Annotated in this window: 15 protein-coding genes and 1 pseudogene; all 16 read left to right on the top strand. The window is 43.1% G+C overall.

The window, feature by feature from the left end; genetic code table 11:
* Positions 1–78: 78 nt before the first annotated feature.
* The 16 genes and pseudogenes from I6E11_RS07930 to I6E11_RS07855 all read left to right on the top strand — a co-directional run bounded on the left by I6E11_RS07930 (position 79) and on the right by I6E11_RS07855 (position 16,818).
* Positions 79–495 (top strand): helix-turn-helix domain-containing protein, encoded by a 417-nt coding sequence (locus I6E11_RS07930; protein ID WP_235337513.1) that lies wholly within the window; start codon positions 79–81, stop codon positions 493–495.
* Entirely contained in the window at positions 393–1,088 is a 696-nt protein-coding gene (locus tag I6E11_RS07925) for an IS630 family transposase (protein ID WP_317221512.1), read from the top strand. The genes I6E11_RS07930 and I6E11_RS07925 overlap by 103 nt, the downstream gene beginning before the upstream one ends.
* A gap of 23 nt (positions 1,089–1,111) precedes the next feature.
* Positions 1,112–1,864 (top strand): WecB/TagA/CpsF family glycosyltransferase, encoded by a 753-nt coding sequence (locus tag I6E11_RS07920; RefSeq protein ID WP_235337512.1) that lies wholly within the window; start codon positions 1,112–1,114, stop codon positions 1,862–1,864.
* Positions 1,861–2,958: a nucleotidyltransferase domain-containing protein gene (locus I6E11_RS07915; protein WP_235337511.1), complete on the top strand. Its 1,098-nt coding sequence runs from the start codon at positions 1,861–1,863 to the stop codon at positions 2,956–2,958. Before I6E11_RS07920 ends, I6E11_RS07915 begins: the two co-directional genes overlap by 4 nt.
* Positions 2,898–3,833 carry a hypothetical protein gene (locus I6E11_RS07910; RefSeq protein ID WP_235337510.1) on the top strand — a complete coding sequence of 312 codons (936 nt, stop codon included), beginning with the start codon at positions 2,898–2,900 and terminating at the stop codon, positions 3,831–3,833. Before I6E11_RS07915 ends, I6E11_RS07910 begins: the two co-directional genes overlap by 61 nt.
* 200 nt (positions 3,834–4,033) lie before the next feature.
* Positions 4,034–5,161, top strand: coding sequence for an AAA family ATPase (locus tag I6E11_RS07905; protein ID WP_235337508.1), 1,128 nt, complete (start codon positions 4,034–4,036; stop codon positions 5,159–5,161).
* Positions 5,158–5,859: a DUF4276 family protein gene (locus I6E11_RS07900; RefSeq protein ID WP_235337506.1), complete on the top strand. Its 702-nt coding sequence runs from the start codon at positions 5,158–5,160 to the stop codon at positions 5,857–5,859. The genes I6E11_RS07905 and I6E11_RS07900 overlap by 4 nt, the downstream gene beginning before the upstream one ends.
* Before the next feature lie 185 nt (positions 5,860–6,044).
* Positions 6,045–7,511: a capsule assembly Wzi family protein gene (locus I6E11_RS07895; RefSeq protein ID WP_235337504.1), complete on the top strand. Its 1,467-nt coding sequence runs from the start codon at positions 6,045–6,047 to the stop codon at positions 7,509–7,511.
* 52 nt (positions 7,512–7,563) lie between these two features.
* Positions 7,564–8,649: a hypothetical protein gene (locus I6E11_RS07890; protein WP_235337502.1), complete on the top strand. Its 1,086-nt coding sequence runs from the start codon at positions 7,564–7,566 to the stop codon at positions 8,647–8,649.
* Positions 8,650–8,673: 24 nt separating this feature from the next.
* A complete protein-coding gene (locus I6E11_RS07885) occupies positions 8,674–9,573 on the top strand; it encodes a PD-(D/E)XK nuclease family transposase (RefSeq protein WP_235337500.1) in 900 nt (299 codons plus the stop codon).
* A 230-nt stretch (positions 9,574–9,803) separates the two neighbouring features.
* Positions 9,804–9,983, top strand: a complete 180-nt coding sequence (locus tag I6E11_RS07880) for a hypothetical protein (protein WP_235337499.1) — start codon at positions 9,804–9,806, stop codon at positions 9,981–9,983.
* Positions 9,984–10,019: 36 nt separating this feature from the next.
* Positions 10,020–11,006, top strand: a complete 987-nt coding sequence (locus I6E11_RS07875; protein WP_235337498.1) for a hypothetical protein — start codon at positions 10,020–10,022, stop codon at positions 11,004–11,006.
* Between the two features lie 172 nt (positions 11,007–11,178).
* Positions 11,179–11,517: pseudogene (fkp, locus tag I6E11_RS07870) on the top strand (bifunctional fucokinase/fucose-1-phosphate guanylyltransferase); the annotation flags it as partial.
* A gap of 121 nt (positions 11,518–11,638) precedes the next feature.
* The gene (locus tag I6E11_RS07865) at positions 11,639–12,901 is read left to right on the top strand and encodes a nucleotide sugar dehydrogenase (RefSeq protein WP_235337497.1); all 1,263 of its coding nucleotides are present in this window, start codon (positions 11,639–11,641) and stop codon (positions 12,899–12,901) included.
* Between the two features lie 46 nt (positions 12,902–12,947).
* Positions 12,948–14,327, top strand: coding sequence for an undecaprenyl-phosphate glucose phosphotransferase (locus tag I6E11_RS07860; RefSeq protein ID WP_235337496.1), 1,380 nt, complete (start codon positions 12,948–12,950; stop codon positions 14,325–14,327).
* 79 nt (positions 14,328–14,406) lie between these two features.
* Complete coding sequence (locus I6E11_RS07855; protein WP_235337495.1) at positions 14,407–16,818, top strand: polysaccharide biosynthesis/export family protein; 2,412 nt, start codon at positions 14,407–14,409, stop codon at positions 16,816–16,818.
* Positions 16,819–16,938: the final 120 nt, after the last annotated feature.

The raw sequence follows: 16,938 nt of genomic DNA, 5'->3' as shown, positions 1-16,938 counted from the left end.
ATAAGTAAGTGATCTAAAATATTTTTATATTCAGCATAAATTATTAATATTGTCTCATGATATTTTAGAAATTGAATCATGAAACATATAAAAGTGCTTGAATTGAGTGAGGCTGATCGCCTCAAACTTGAGAAAGGGTATCATAATGGCCCTACTCATAACTATCGTATCAGATGCAAATCCATATTGTTGAAGTCATCAGGCAAATCGGCCTCAGAAATAGCTGAAATATTTGATGTGACAATACCAACAGTATACGCATGGATAAAACGTTATAAAGAAAATGGAATCAAAGGCTTGGAAACACGTCCCGGTCAAGGTCGTAAATCTATAATGGATTGTTCCGATGAGGAATCAGTCCGTAAGGCTATAGAGGAGGACCGTCAGAGTGTATCAAAAGCACGCGAAGCCTGGGAAAAAGCTTCCGGCAAAAAAGCCAGCGACATTACCTTCAAACGTTTTTTAGGAGCATTGGTGCAAGATATAAGCGAATAAGAAAACGCCCAAGGGGTATCCCCTCACCGCAACTCTACACATACAAGAAAGAGAAGTTGCAAGAACTTGAAAGCCTTGACTCCAAAGGTAAAATAGAACTTTATTATGCTGATGAAAGTCATGTATGTACAGATGGTTATGTACCTTACGGATGGCAGTTCAAAGATGAGAATGTCTATATTCCATCAGAGAAAACAGCAAGACTTAATATCTTTGGCATGATTACCCGAAGAAATCAATATAAAGGTTTTACAACACAAGAATCCATCAATGCAGACAAACTTGTGGATTTTCTTGACATTTTCTCTTTTGAGGTAAAGAAGAAAACGGTGGTTGTCCTTGACAATGCTTCTGTACACAGGAACAGAAAGATAAAAGAACTCAGAAAAATATGGGAGGATAGAGGATTATTTCTTTTTTATCTTCCACCATACTCTCCAGAACTTAATCCTGCTGAAATCCTGTGGCGCATATTGAAAGGCAAATGGATAAGAACTGCTGATTACAATACTAAGGACTCGCTTTTCTATTGTACAAACAGGGCACTGGCATCTGTAGGTACGAACTTATTTGTGAATTACTCATATGTATAAAATTAATTTTGAATAGTTACTTAATGAATAAAATTAAAATATTAAATATAGATATCGATTATATCACTGAACAAGAATTGCTTGAAAGGATGAAAAATGGAGTGCTTATTACTCCTAATGTTGATCAGCTTGTTAAACTTCAAAAGGATAGAGATTTCTATAATATAGTAAATAAAGCTGAATGGGTGATTTGCGATAGCAGAATTTTAGTCATTTGTTCCAAACTATTAGGCAATCCGATAAAAGAAGCAATTCCCGGTAGTGGTTTTTTCCCTCATTTCTATATGCACCATAAAGATGATGAGAATTGCAAGATATTTTTGTTAGGAGCTATGGATGGAGTAGCAATAAAGGCAATGGAAAACATAAACAGTAAAGTTGGCCGTGAAATAGTGGTTGGTGCATACTCTCCTTCGTACGGATTCGAGAAAAAGCAGGATGAGAACGAGAATATCTACAGGATGATAAATGATAGTGGTGCAAATGTAGTTCTTGTAGGTGTGGGATGTCCTAAACAAGAGAAATGGATAGATGCACATAAAGATAAAATGCCAAATGTTGATATATGGATGGCTCTTGGTGCTACGATTGATTTTGAGGCAGGTAATATAAAGCGTGCGCCTGTGTGGGTACAGAAAATAGCTATGGAATGGTTCTACAGATTTCTGAAAGAGCCTAAGAGAATGTTTAAACGTTATTTTGTAGATGATATAAAGTTTTTCTGGTACTTAGGAAAACAAATACTTGGTATTTATAAGAATCCTTTTGAAAAATGATAAATAAAACTATTGATATCTTTTTCTCATTAATAAGACTAGGACTGGGCATATCCCAGTCTTTCCCGTTTAAAGAGATAACGGACAAAGAATGGAGCGCAATACTGAATATAGCACACAAACAGACGATGCTGGGGGTGGTGATGGATGCCATAGACAGATTGCCGGAAGGTGTGTCCAGACCGCCTAAAGCTGTCGCTATGAACCTGGTGAAAATAGCTGTGAACATGGAGCGATACAACCGTTTGATAAACATTAAGGCGGTTGAGATGTCTTCGTTCTTCAACAACAAGGGTATGGAGGCGGTTCTGCTGAAAGGTCAGGGACTGGCGGCGCTCTACCCTAACCCGCTGCACAGGAATCCGGGGGATATAGATCTTTGGGTAGATGGGGAGAGAAAGGCTCTGATGGCTATATGCAATAAGGAGCTGAAGGGTGAAGAGTTTACTTATCATCATATTGACGTGAAACTATCGGACGGGATTGAGCTGGAGGTGCACACTACTCCATCGTGGATGTATGCGTACAACAGGAACAGGGCGTTGCAGAGGATGTTCAGGAAATGGATTAAGGATGCGAAATGTATAGAGCTGCCTGAAGGTGCGGGACGGGTGAAGGTGCCGTCGGACGAGATGAACAGGGTGTATCTGATGGTGCATCTGTACAGGCATGTGTTCAGTGAGGGCATAGGACTGAGGCAGATGGCGGACTATGCGGTGTTTCTGTCGAAGGGTTCTACCGCAGAGGATAAAGCTGTAGCTATGGGGCATCTGAAGGTACTGAACATGACGAGGTTTGCAGGGGCTGTGATGTATGTGATGAAAGTGGTGTTCGGACTGGAGGGCTCTTGTCTGCTGACAGCTCCGGACGAGAGGCGGGGAAGGATTTTGCTGCAGTCTATTCTGGACGGTGGTAACTTTGGGAAGTATGATTTGTCCATAGACCGCTCTATAAAGAAGGATTCTGCCATGAGCTTCCTGACGAGGAATGCAAGGAACTTCAAACTGATAAAGGAGTATCCGGAAGAGGTGATATGGGGACCGGCATTCAAGGTGTGGCATTTCTTCTGGAGAATATCAAACAGAAACTTATGAAACAGATAAAATATTATATCAGCAGGCTGAGGGTTACTGCTTCGGACAGCTATTCTTTCTCAATTTTTTATATAGCAATATGGGCAGTAATAGCTGTCGGGCTATATATAGCAGAGAATATTATACCTTTTTCCGAATATTCGTTTTACAGTTTCTTTCCGGACTTGTTTCTTTTCTATGCCATTATACTTAGTATAAACTCTGTGATAGTTTACTGGTTCGGAAAAAGGAAGAGGTTTCCGGTATTGTCGTTTTCTTTGTTCGCCGGATCGGCTTTGACGGTATTTCTGTATTATTTCTATATAGGCCAGAAAGAGAGTGAATGGAATATAGTGAACAGGCTTTCGTTCATGGAGGTGATTATAGCACTTGTATCGTCGGTGCTGGTGATATGGGGTGGATACCTGGCACTGAAACAGATAAAGGAGTCGGTGTATACAAATAAAATAGCTGCACAGACTAACAAATTGTCTTCGTTTAAAATGATGATTGACTTGCTGCAGGATGAAAAGGCAAGGGAGATGAGAAGACTGGTGTTCGGACTTTTTGATGACAAGACGAAGACTTTAAAGGATTATGGCAAATGGAGCGAACAGGAACGGGAGGCTGTGCATTACACTCTTACGTGCCTTGACCAGATAGGACTGATGGTGAAGTATGATTTATTGGATTATGACTTTCTGGAAGGATGGTTCTACTCTATATATAAATGCATATTTATTTCGGCTCCTTATAAGGAAGATAAGGAGAAAGAATACGGGTGCAGGATTATATGTGATGACAATGTTGTGGAATCGTCTAACTATTACCTCGGTATCAAGGAACTGATGGACAGAAAAAAGGAAAATATTGTTTATGACTTTGAAACAATGTAATGGGGAAATGATGTGTGAACCTGTGTTCCGGACATGGCATTTCTTCTGGAGAATCTTGAACAAAGGAAGATAAAGGAGATAATCAGAAGGAATGACGAAATAGGAATGAAAATACCCGGAACTTTTGCCGAATAACAGTTTTTGTGTTATTTTTGTTTCACTTGAATGATTATAACAATTTTTTATATTCGGATTTTAACATGATAAGAAGACATAATTACTCTATAAAGCTTCAGGAGGTTATGATAAAGGGATATAAATCAATATCCTATAACAATCCTGTATCCTTGAAATTGGGGGATGTGAATATTTTGCTTGGGGCTAACGGAGCTGGGAAAAGCAATATCATAGGTTTCTTCAAGATGATTAGTTATATGATGAGCCGTTCGTTCGAAATGTATGTGGAAATGGCTGGTACAGCCAATTCTTTATTGCATTATGGAGCTAAAAGGACACCGGCTATATCGGCAGAACTGGTTTTCGCTGACAGCAAATCTATAGATACTTACCAGTTTACTCTTAGCAAGGCGGCTCCTGACAGGCTTATCATTACGGAAGAGAATGTGTTCTGGCACAGAGTGGGTGAAGAAAAACCGTATCAGGTGGTTTTACAACCTGACTTCAAGGAATCGGCTTTGGTAGGAAATAAGGACAGGGTGGCACAGTCCATTTACAAAATGTTGTCTTTCTGCAAGGTGTACCAATTTCACGATTCTTCGGACAATGGACCTTTAAGAATGGCCTGTCCGGTGGAAACAGCAAATTATCTGCAATCGCAGGGAAATAACCTACCCTCTTTTCTTTTTTTCCTGAAGAACTTTTTCAATGACTCTTATCAAAGAATAGTGGACTATGTGAGTGATGTTGTTCCTCAGTTCAGGGATTTCTATCTGGAACCTGTAGGCGGCAATATTTCATTGAGATGGATGGACAAATCGGGCTCGGACTATATATTCAATGCTCATCAGCTTTCCGACGGCTCGATAAGGTTTATCGCTCTTGCCACACTACTGCTACAGCCGGAAAAAACAATGCCAAGGGTGATTATAATTGATGAACCGGAACTGGGACTGCACCCTTATGCCGTTTCGCAACTTGCTGAAATGATAAAGGACGCGGCCATACATGCACAGATTATTGTGGCTTCGCAATGTAAAGACCTGGTGGATAATTTTGATATTGAAAGTGTGTCGGTGGTGGAAATGGATGGGGAAAACGAATATACTACTGTAAGGAAACTCAATAAAAAGGATTACGCTTTGTGGCTTGAACATTTTACTGTAAGTGAACTGTGGGATAAAAATGTTATAGGAGGCAGACCGGTATGAAAAATAAAATAGTTCACGTATTATGTGAGGGACAGACTGAGCAGGGCTTCGTGGAAGAGGTTTTAAAGCCGTATCTGCTGGATAAGGGAATAGCTTCTGTGAAAAGTATCCTTATAGGCACAAACACAAAAAAAGGAACTGCCGGAGGTATGTATTCTTTCAGCCAGGTACATAACCATCTGGATATAATAAAGAAATCGTATATTGACAATGAGTATGAAAGGCACATATTCACTACTATGTTCGATTATTATCAGTTACCTGCCAGTTTCCCGGAATATGACAAGAGTAGGAATATAACTGATAAATATAAAAAGGTTGAATCCCTGGAGGAGGCTTTTGCGCGTTATGAGGAGGAGGCTAGGTTTATTCCATATATACAGCTTCACGAGTTTGAGGCTCTGGTTTTTTGTGGCTTGGATTATCTGCCTTTGCTATATGCAGGATGTGAGAAAAGAATAAAGATGCTGAACGATGCCTTGAAAGCTACAGGAAATCCGGAACTGATTAACGATAACCCTAACACAGCTCCAAGCAAGCGTATAATAAAAGCTATAGAAGGAGAAAAAGCGAAACCTTTTTTTCATTATAACAAGCCCAAAACAGGCAAATTCATAACTGCAAAAGTTGGTATTGAGGTATTAAGGGAGAAATGCCCTCACTTTAATAAATGGATAGAGGGTATTCTGAATTTTTGATCATAAAATCCATATCAAAAGATTAATAGTGTATGCTGATTATCAGAACATGAATATATGCCCGTAATGACATGACTCATTATGGGCATTTGTGTTTTGATATGGTGAAGAATATATGATTTTATTGTGGGGATAATATTAATAATTACTATTTTTGCTGCATAATTTTTAAAGAATTCATGATTATGAGATATTTTATAGTGGCTGCCGTGACGTGGATGGCAGGCGTGGCAGGTGCTGCAGGGGCGGACAGGGACTCGCTGGCTGTGGAGGTGGAAATGAGCGGAACGGCTGCAAACGGGAAGTTTGCTCCGATGTGGACTTCTGCCAATAGATTCGGCATGACGGGGAACAAGGGCAAGAACGGCTACCTGAGTGCGGAGATAGGTTACTCGCTGAAGATGAAACGTAACTGGAGGATTGATGCGGGAGCGGAACTTGTGGGGGGACTGAACACTCTGGAGGATGTGTGGATGCAGCAACTGTACTGGGATGTGTCGTGGCAATGCCTGACGCTGAGCATTGGTAGCCGCGAAAGGGCGAACGTGCCGATGGAAAAGAACGTGGAACTGACTAGCGGATGGATGACGGAGGGTGCGAACAACAGACCGCTGCCGCAAGTGAGGGGCGAGATTAAGGAATATTGGAGTGTGCCGGGCACGAGGAAATGGCTGGCTCTGAAAGGGCATGTGGCATATGGGTATTTCTGTGACGGGGCATGGCAAAGGGAGTTTGTGGCGCCGGGACAGGTGTATACTACTGATGTGCTGTATCACAGCAAGGCGCTGATGCTGAGACTGGGTAACAAGGAGAAACTGCCTGCTGAATTTGAGTTCGGGCTTATTACGGCTGCTCAGTTCGGGGGGGACAGGATGAAGAAGAACAGTGACGGCACGGTGACACTGGTGAAGGATATGCCGGACGGACTGAGGGACTACTGGAATATCTTTATTCCGGGTAGGGACAGCCGACTGGCGAACGTGCAGGGGAATCACTGTGGAAGCTGGAACTTCGGACTGAACCTTTACTTCGGGGAATGGAGACTGAGGGGGTATCTGGAGCATTATTTTGAGGATCATTCGCAGATGTTCTGGCAGTATGGCAGATGGAAGGATGGGCATATAGGTGTGGAACTGAACTTCCCGAAGAACAGATGGATTGAGTCTGTGGTATGGGAGGGGCTGAACACTACGGATCAGACGGGACCGATTCTGTATGACGATGTGTTCTCGTTCAAGGACCTGCAGATGAGTGGTTGCGATAATTACTATACGAACGGGGAGTATCTGGGATGGCAGAGCTTCGGGGCTTCTTTGGGACATCCTCTCCTACTGGGACCGGAATATAATACGGACGGAACGAACAGAATAAAGGGTTCGAGGCTGAAGGCGCAGCACGTGGGACTGAAAGGTTGTCCTACAAATGAATGGAGCTGGAGGCTGCTGGCTACTTATGCAAGGCACTGGGGCTCGTACAGTGCTCCTTTCGACAGTGTTAAGAAGCAGTTCAGCGGTATGGCGGAGGTGAACTACTCTCCTACCCGACTGAAATACTGGGATTTCAAACTGGCCTTTGCAATGGACCGCGGACAGTACCCTGGGAACTCTACCGGGGCCACTATGACGGTGAGGTACAGATATATCAACCGCTAGGTGTTGACAGAATGATTATTTTAATGTATTTTTGCGGATAAAGGTATCGACTATGACTTATATTGCTAACCCTATTTATGACTCTGTGTTCAAGTTCATGATGGATGATGAACGGGTGGCACGGATTATCCTTTCGGCTTTGCTGAAAAAGGATGTGGTGGCTGTGGAAATGAAACAGCAGGAGTATGCGGGACTGACCAAAAGGAATATCTCGATGTTCAGACTGGACTTTAACGCGAAGGTGAGAAATGAGGACGGTAGTGAGAGTATCGTACTGATAGAACTGCAGAAAACGTGGCTGGTGACGGAAACTCTGAGATTCAGACAGTATCTGGCTTCGCAATATAACGACAAAAGAAATGTGCCGGAAAGGGAGGTGAACCCGAAGGGGTTTGCGTATCCGATGGTGGCTATCTATATTCTGGGACATAAACTGGGGGACCTGGAGGAACCGGTGGTGTATGTGAAAAGGAATTATCTGGACTATGACTCGAACCCGATAGTGAACGGGGTGCCGGATCCGTTTGTGGAGAGCCTGACGCATGACAGCATCATAGTGCAGATTCCGTATCTGAAGGGAAGACTGAGAAATAAACTGGAAAGGGTGCTGCAGGTGTTCGACCAGGAGTATTGCGTGGAAGGTAACGAACATTTTATGGAAATGGATGAATCGCTCTTCGAAGGGGATGAGTTCTTCGTTCTGAACAGACTGGTCATGGCGGGAGGTACTCCGGAAGTGAAACGGGCTATGGAGGTGGAGGACGAAATTCTATCGGAAATAGAGGAAAGGGATACTGCCATCATGATGAGGGATAAGGAAATCGAAAAAAAGAACCAGGAACTCGAGAATAAGAACCAGGAACTCGAGAATAAGAACCAGGAACTCGAGAATAAGAATCAGGAACTTGAGAATAAGAATCAGGAACTTGAGAATAAGAATCAGATGATTGATGAGAAAAATCAGGAACTTGAGAATAAGAATCAGATGATTGAGCATAAGAATCTGGAGATTGATGAGAAGAATCAGATGATAAAAGATATGGCTAAAATGCTGTATGAGCAGGGTGTGTCGGCAGACGTTATAGCAGGAAAGCTGAACGTAACGACAGACTTGATTAATCAATATTTAAAGGATTGATATTAACGGGAAATAGACTGCATTATGGAAAATTATATTCGTTTTGACTGGGCCATGAAGCGATTACTGCGCAACAAGGCTAATTATGCAGTATTGGAAGGACTGCTCACTACACTGCTGGAGGAAAAGGTGACTATCCACAAACTGCTGGAAAGCGAGAGTAATCAGGAGGATGAATTCGACAAGTATAACCGAGTGGATATGCTGGCTGAGAACTCTAAAGGGGAACTGGTGCTGATAGAGGTGCAGAATAATAATGAGTTTGCGTATTTCCAACGTATGCTGTTCGGCGTATCTAAACTTGTGACGGAATATATAAACCGTGGAGAGGGATATGAGAAGGTGCGAAAAGTGTATAGCGTGAATATAGTGTATTTCTCGCTGGGACACGGAAAGGATTTCGTATATCACGGAAAAACGGAATTTATAGGTATGCATGATGGGGATGTACTGGAGCTTAGCCCGTTTCAGAAACAGACGTTTAAAGTGGATAAGGTGAGCCAGCTGTATCCTGAATACTATATTCTGAAAGTGAATGACTTCAACAGAATAGCAAAAACTCCACTGGAGGAATGGATTTATTACCTGAACACCGGAATTGTGCCTGAGGACGCAACGGCACCGGGACTGGACACCGTGAAGGAACAACTGAAACTGGACAGAATGAGCCGGGATGAACTGAAAGCATACTATAAACACTTGGATAATATAGTGATTCTTCGTGACAATATAATGACGGAACGTGCAGAAGGACGTGCGGAAGGGCGTGCAGAAGGGCGTGCGGAAGGACGTGCAGAAGGACGTGCGGAAGGGCGTGCGGAAGAAAAAAAAGATATAGCCAGGAATCTGAAATCGTTGGGACTAACCACGGTACAGATTGCACAAAGTACGGGATTGACTGAAGAAGAAGTGGAAAAGCTATGAATACAGAGTTTAATGCAAAATAATTTTTAATGCGTTTCGGAAACGGGACGCATTAATTGTATAATTGCATATAAACTGTATTTTTTGTATTAGCACAGGATGGTTATTTAAAAAATTTAAATACCCCCCCCCATTCGTAAATTTTATTATTAAAAAGTATTAACAATAGGTGTATTATATTGTTTATTATTCTATATTTGCAAGGAACAAACCTAAAAACACATCAAATTATGAACAAATCTAATTCAATCATGGAAAAAATTCAGGAGTATCAGGCTCCAAAGTGCGACGTTATGGAATTGCAGAATGAAGGTGCTATATTGAGTGCGAGTATTAGTGATATTGAATATGGTGGAAATATGGGTTCAACTACACCTCCTGAAGCTAGTGGTCTAAATTGGGCTGAATAATAATCCTTAGTATTAATCTTTAATCTATTTGAAACAATGAAGTACAATTTCAAAAATATTGCATTTTTTGCAACAGCAATACTTGCTATGGGAGCATTTACTGCTTGCTCTAACGAAATAGAAAATATCGACGAACCACAGAAGGAAACAAAAACAATTACTTTTACTGCCACTTTGGGTGAAGATAATTCTTTGTCAAGAACTTCGTATGAAGAAGTGGCTGAAGGAAATGGAATAAAGTTAAAAACTAAGTGGAATAATGAAGATAAACTATATATTGGTTTGGTAAATACTATTTCGGGAGGTGAAGGTAAATATGATATAGAGAATCCTGAAAGTGGATTTTCTACTGCTACAATAACAGATATTACCAATGAAGGTAAAACTGCGACTTTCAGTATTACTATTAATGATAATTGGCAAGAAGGTCAACAACTAAATGTGTTGTATGGAGAAAAAAATAAATTAAGTATTTTTAAGAAAAACAATTTTGCAACAATAACTATTAATGGTTCAGAAAATAGGACTGTAGGTGATAATTTTTTAAATTATCATTTGGGTAAATACGATTTCATGAGTGCTTCCACTATATATTCAAATGGAACATTAGGGGATTTTACTTTAAAACATGAAACTTCCGTAATTAAATTTACACTCAAAGATCTAGATAAAGGTGATGAAATAAAATATTTTGAAATAAAATCTACAGATAATACTAACATTTTTGCAACTAGGGCTTATTTGAACAATGATAATGGTTATAAAACAGCTTCTGCCGAATCATCTACATTTAATACAAATGAATCATATACATCTATTAAAGAAAGTGATGGGTTATGGTATGTATACCTTGTAATTCCTCCAACGAAGTTGACAGAAGGTAAAAATATTACCATTACAGCAAAAGATAACATGAGTGAGATGTATACAGCTACATTATATGGATTATCTGCTTTTGAAGCCGGAAAAATTTATACAACTCCTACCATAACAATGAAAAAACAAGAGACAACTGTTCAATAACATTTTAAGAAATAAATATAAAGCGCATCCTGATGGGGAAGTTCCCAGACAGGATGCGCTTTTTTTATTGTAACAATACAGATTTATCGGCAGGGAAGATAAGAAAAGTTCACACTTTTTCTTGCTTATAAGCACAGAAATAGCTAATATTGCAGGATAAATCATAAAAACGATGAAAAAATTACTCTCACTGCCACCAAATCTGGTGGAATGTTTTCACGATATAACCGGAGCGGACAGAAAGGAATGGTTCTGTACGTCGGACCCGGTGGGAAAGAAACTGGGCTCGGGAGGCGGTACGGCATGGCTGCTGGACTTGCAACTGCCACTGTATGAGGAGATAATGGATAAGGCACCGGAAGGTATGAACACGCTGATAGCTAGCGGGGACGTGTACATCAGGGCGAAGGAGCAGCTGTAGGAGATTCCTGAAGCGGATGTGGTGTGCTACGGATTGTGGGAGGACCCGCAACTGATGAAGAACCACAGGGTGTTCGTATCGTCGAGAAGGAGTACGAGATACTAGTAAACCTAGTCACCTAGTACCTAGTCTACTCGTCAACTAGTATCTAGTCAACTAGTATCTAGTACCTAGTCACCTAGTAACTAAAAAACTAAAAACTAAAAACCATATGAAAAAGAACATTGCTGTAGCAGGTACAGGATATGTAGGACTGTCGATAGCTACTTTATTGGCACAGCACAACAAGGTGATGGCTGTGGATGTGATAGCAGAAAAAGTAGAGAAAATAAATAACCGTGTATCGCCGATACAGGATGACTATATAGAGATGTATCTGGCGGAAAAGGAACTTGACCTGACGGCTACGCTGGACGGGGAAGCGGCATACAGGGATGCGGACTTTGTGGTGATAGCGGCTCCTACGAACTATGATCCGGTGAAGAACTATTTCGACACGAGTCATGTGGAGGAGGTAATAGACCTGGTGCGCAGCGTGAACATGAAGGCGGTGATGGTGATAAAGAGTACAATCCCGGTGGGATACTGCGAGGGACTGTACCGCAAGTATGGAAGGGACCTGAAACTGCTGTTCTCGCCTGAATTTCTGAGGGAGAGCAAGGCGCTGTATGACAACCTCTACCCTAGCCGAATAATTGTGGGATGCCCGAAGGAGGATGTGACGGATCATGCCGTGGAACTGGAACAGGCTGCAAGGGATTTTGCGGAACTGCTGAAGGAAGGGGCTCTGAAGGAGAATATTGACACTCTGTTTATGGGACTGACGGAGGCGGAAGCGGTGAAGCTGTTTGCAAACACTTATCTGGCTCTGAGGGTGAGCTACTTCAACGAGCTGGACACGTATGCGGAGATGAAGGGACTGAACACGGTGGATATAATAAACGGTATCAGTCTGGATCCGAGAATAGGCAACCATTATAACAATCCGTCGTTCGGATACGGAGGGTACTGTCTGCCGAAGGATACGAAACAGCTGCTGGCCAACTATGCGGATGTGCCGGAAAACCTGATTCATGCGATAGTGGAATCGAACAGGACAAGAAAGGATTTCATAGCGGACCAGGTGCTGAAAATGGCGGGATATTATGACTATTACAATAAGGGTGACTTCAAGCCTGAGGAGGAGAAGGATTGCGTGATAGGCGTGTACAGACTGACAATGAAATCGAACAGTGACAACTTCAGACAGAGCTCTATCCAGGGTGTGATGAAACGCATAAAGGCGAAGGGGGCTACGGTGATTATTTATGAACCTACGCTGGAAGACGGCTCGACTTTCTTCGGATCGAAGGTGGTGAATTCTATGGATGACTTCAAAAGACTTTCTGCAGCAATCATAGCAAACAGGTATGACAATGTGCTGGACGACGTGAAAGAGAAAGTTTATACAAGGGATATATTCAAAAGAGACTAACCGAATTTCTTAACACATGAGGGGGTACAACAAAACATACAAGAACATGGCTTTCACATTCATAATGGTGTGTGAAACGATTATGTGCGGATTATTGTTCTATGCTTTTTCGCACTACACTGACAATACGGCATGGGAGAAGGTTATGGAAGCTCCGAAAATACAGGTTACCGTAGTGATAATGATGATCTATGCAGCGTCGGTGGCAATAAACGATATTGTGGTATACGACAGGCAGGCATATCTGTATGAGGTGGCGAAAAGGGTTGTGAGGACGAATGTCTGTTTTGGTGTTATGGGGTATCTGGTGCTGAAATTCGGACAGTTCATGGACTCGTGGTCGTATATGTTTGCCATGTTCCTGGTAAGCATGTGTGCCGTGTCGATGATGTTCAGATTTCTGGTGAGGATTTTCATAAAAAGGTACAGGACGAAGGGTGGAAACCTGAGGTTTGCCGTGCTGCTGGGAGGTAACAGAAGCATGGCGGAGCTGTACGGGGAACTGACAACGCAGGTATGGGCAGGATACAGGGTGAAGGGGTATTTCGACTTCGAACCGTCTGCACTGATGCCGGAGGAATGTGAGTATCTGGGAAAACCGGATGAGCTGAGAAAGTATCTGGAAGAAAAGGGGGATACGCACTTCCTGTTCTGCGGACTGGACAGCAGGCATAAGGATGGTATAAAGAGGATTATGAAATACTGCGAAAACCATATTATAAGGTTCTACTCTATTCCGGACCTGTATGACTACACGCAGAGCAGAATGGTGATGGAGAACGTGGGCAGCGTGCCGGTGCTGGGAATCAGGCCGGAACCGCTCTCGGTACTGTCCAACAAAATAATAAAAAGGACTATGGACCTGGTGATTTCGACTCTGTTCCTGTGTACGCTCTTCCCTATTATACTGATAATAGTGACCATAATAACGAAAATAACAATGCCGGGACCTGTATTCTTCAGACAGAAAAGAAACGGACTGGATGACAAGGAGTTCTACTGCCTGAAGTTCAGAAGCATGAAGGTGAACGCGGATGCGGACAGGCTGCAGGCTACAAAGGATGACCCGAGAAAGACAAAATGGGGAAACATCATGAGGAAAACGAATATAGACGAACTGCCGCAGTTCATAAATGTGTTCATGGGGGACATGAGTGTGGTGGGACCGAGACCGCACATGGTGAAGCATACGGAGGAATACTCGAAACTGATAGACAAATATATGGTGAGACACTGGGTGAAACCGGGGATAACGGGATGGAGCCAGGTGACAGGGTTCAGAGGTGAGACCAAAGAACTGAAGGATATGGAGAACAGAGTGAAGGGGGATATATGGTATATAGAGAACTGGTCGGTGTGGCTGGACCTGTATATTATATATAAAACCGTGGCAAATATGGTGGGCGGAGAGAAAAATGCCTACTGATTTACTTTGTGTTCAAGGGCAGAATGATTATCTTTGCAACTTGAACACAAAGTTTTTTTATAACATAAGATATATTTTCATGAGAAAACATTTCGTTTATGTGGCGTTCTCGCTTATGATGATGGGAACAATACCGGTAGGAGCGCAGACCGGTATGACCGATGCACAGGTGATTCAGTATGTTCAGGATGGACTGAAACAGGGCAAAAGCCAGCAACAGCTGATGACGGAACTGATGGCCAAGGGTGTGACACAGGAACAGGGACTGAGACTGAAACAGATGTACGAATCCGGACAGATAAGCATGGATGACAGTTCGGTAACGGGCAGCAGCTCCGGACTGGACGAAAGCAGCAGAAAAAGGGCTGAAGAACCTGCAAAGGAAACTGCGGACAAAAACAGGGAGGTGAAGGATATGCCTGCAGCACCTGGTGTGAAAAGCCAGGAGAACGAAATATTCGGAAGAAACATTTTCACAAACAAGAATCTTACATTCGAACCGGAGCAGAACGTGGCTACACCGCAGAACTATATTCTGGGACCGGGGGACGAAATCATAATCGACATTTTCGGAGCAAGCGAGAATACTATCCGACAGGAGATTACTCCGGACGGATATATATCGGTGCAAGGACTGGGAATGATTTCGCTGAACGGCATGAACATTGCAGATGCAAAGATGTATCTGAAAAGCCAACTGGGAAGGATTTATGCGGATGCGGAAAACATAATTCAGATTTCGCTGGGAAAAACAAGAAGTATCAGGGTGAACGTGATGGGTGAAGTGATGACACCGGGCACCTATACCCTATCGGCTTTTGCATCGGTATTCCATGCCTTGTACTCGGCCGGAGGGGTGACGGACCTGGGTAGCCTGAGAAACATCATGGTGACAAGAAACGGCAAGACGGTGGCTACGGTGGACGTGTATGACTTCATTATGGAGGGCAAAACGGACGTGAACATCAACCTGCTGGAGGGTGACGTGGTGATAGTGCCTACGTATGACGCGATAGTGAAGGTGGAAGGTAAGGTGAAGAGACCGATGAGATATGAGATGAAAGAGAATGAAACGGTGTCGACACTGCTGAAATATGCGGGTTCGTTCGCACATAATGCTTACAGAAACAGCGTGAGGGTGATAAGACAGACCGGAAGGGAATTCGAAGTGGCTACGGTGGAGAGAAAGGACTACGGAAGCTTCGGACTGATGGACGGGGACGTGGTGAGTGCCGACTCGATAATAAACAGGTTCAAGAATAAGCTGGAGATTAAGGGTGCTGTGTACAGACCGGGTATATATGAGTTCTGCGAAGAGATAAACACTGTGGGAAAACTGCTGAAACAGGCGGACGGACTGCTGGGTGATGCCTTTACGAACAGGGCGGTGCTGTACAGACAGCGTGAGAACCTGACTCTGGAGGTTACTCCGGTGGATGTGAAGGGTATAATGGACGGTACGGCAGCGGACGTGGAACTGAGAAACAATGATGTGCTGTATGTGCCAAGCATCTACGACATAAAGAATATGGGTAATGTGTACATTTCGGGTGAGGTGATGAAACCGGGCACTTATCCGTATGCGGACAATATGACTCTGGAGGACATAGTGATAACTGCCGGAGGACTGAAGGATGCGGCTTCGCTGATAAGGGTGGACGTGGCAAGAAGAATGACGGACAACAAGGGTACACACGCCATAGACACTGTGGGACAGAACTTCTCGTTCGGACTGAAAGATGGTTTCGTGGTGGACGGACAGCCGGGTTTCGTACTGCAGCCGTATGACCAGGTGTTCGTGAGAAGAAGTCCGGGATATAGCGAACAGAAGAATGTGAAGGTGAACGGTGAGGTGCTGTACGAAGGGGAATACAGCCTGACGTACAAGAACGAAAGACTGAGCAGCCTGATTAGCAGGGCCGGCGGAGTGACCAACTTCGGGTATGCCAGAGGTGCGAAACTTACACGTGTGGCAAACGAGCATGAGATAGAACGAATGCAGAGTGTGATAAATATGATGAGAAAGGAACTGGGTGAAAGCCTTGCAAACTCGCTGATGCTGGAGCTGGACAGTGTATTCACAGTGGGTATAGACCTGGAAGCTGCCCTGAAAAATCCTGGCAGTGACGCGGATATAGTGTTGAGGGAAGGTGACGTGATAAGTGTGCCGGAGATGACAAGCACGGTGAAAATAAACGGAGCGGTGATGATGCCGAACACTGTGACTTACAAGGATGGCAAGAACGTGAGGTATTATCTGAACCAGGCGGGCGGATACTCGCAGAACGCGAAAAAGACAAAGAAATTCATTATATACATGAACGGTGAGGTGGAAAAGGTGAAGAGCCGAAGCAAAAAGGTGGAACCGGGATGCGAGATTATAGTACCGAACAAGGTGAAACAGAACAGAATAGGCGACTATATTGGTTATGCCACTTCGTTTGCTTCGCTGGCTACTATGGTGGCTTCGCTGGCTAATTTGTTGAAATAGTTTTTTTGAGGTGACGAGTTGACTAGTTGACAAGTTGACTAGATACTAGTTGACGAGTAGACTAGGTACTAGGTGACTAGGTTTACTAGTATCTCGTACCTAGTTCCTAGTATCTCGTTC

Source organism: Bacteroides caecigallinarum (genome assembly GCF_021531075.1).
GTDB classification, from domain to species: domain Bacteria; phylum Bacteroidota; class Bacteroidia; order Bacteroidales; family Bacteroidaceae; genus Phocaeicola; species Phocaeicola caecigallinarum_B.
This window is presented reverse-complemented; position numbering and strand designations above follow the sequence as displayed.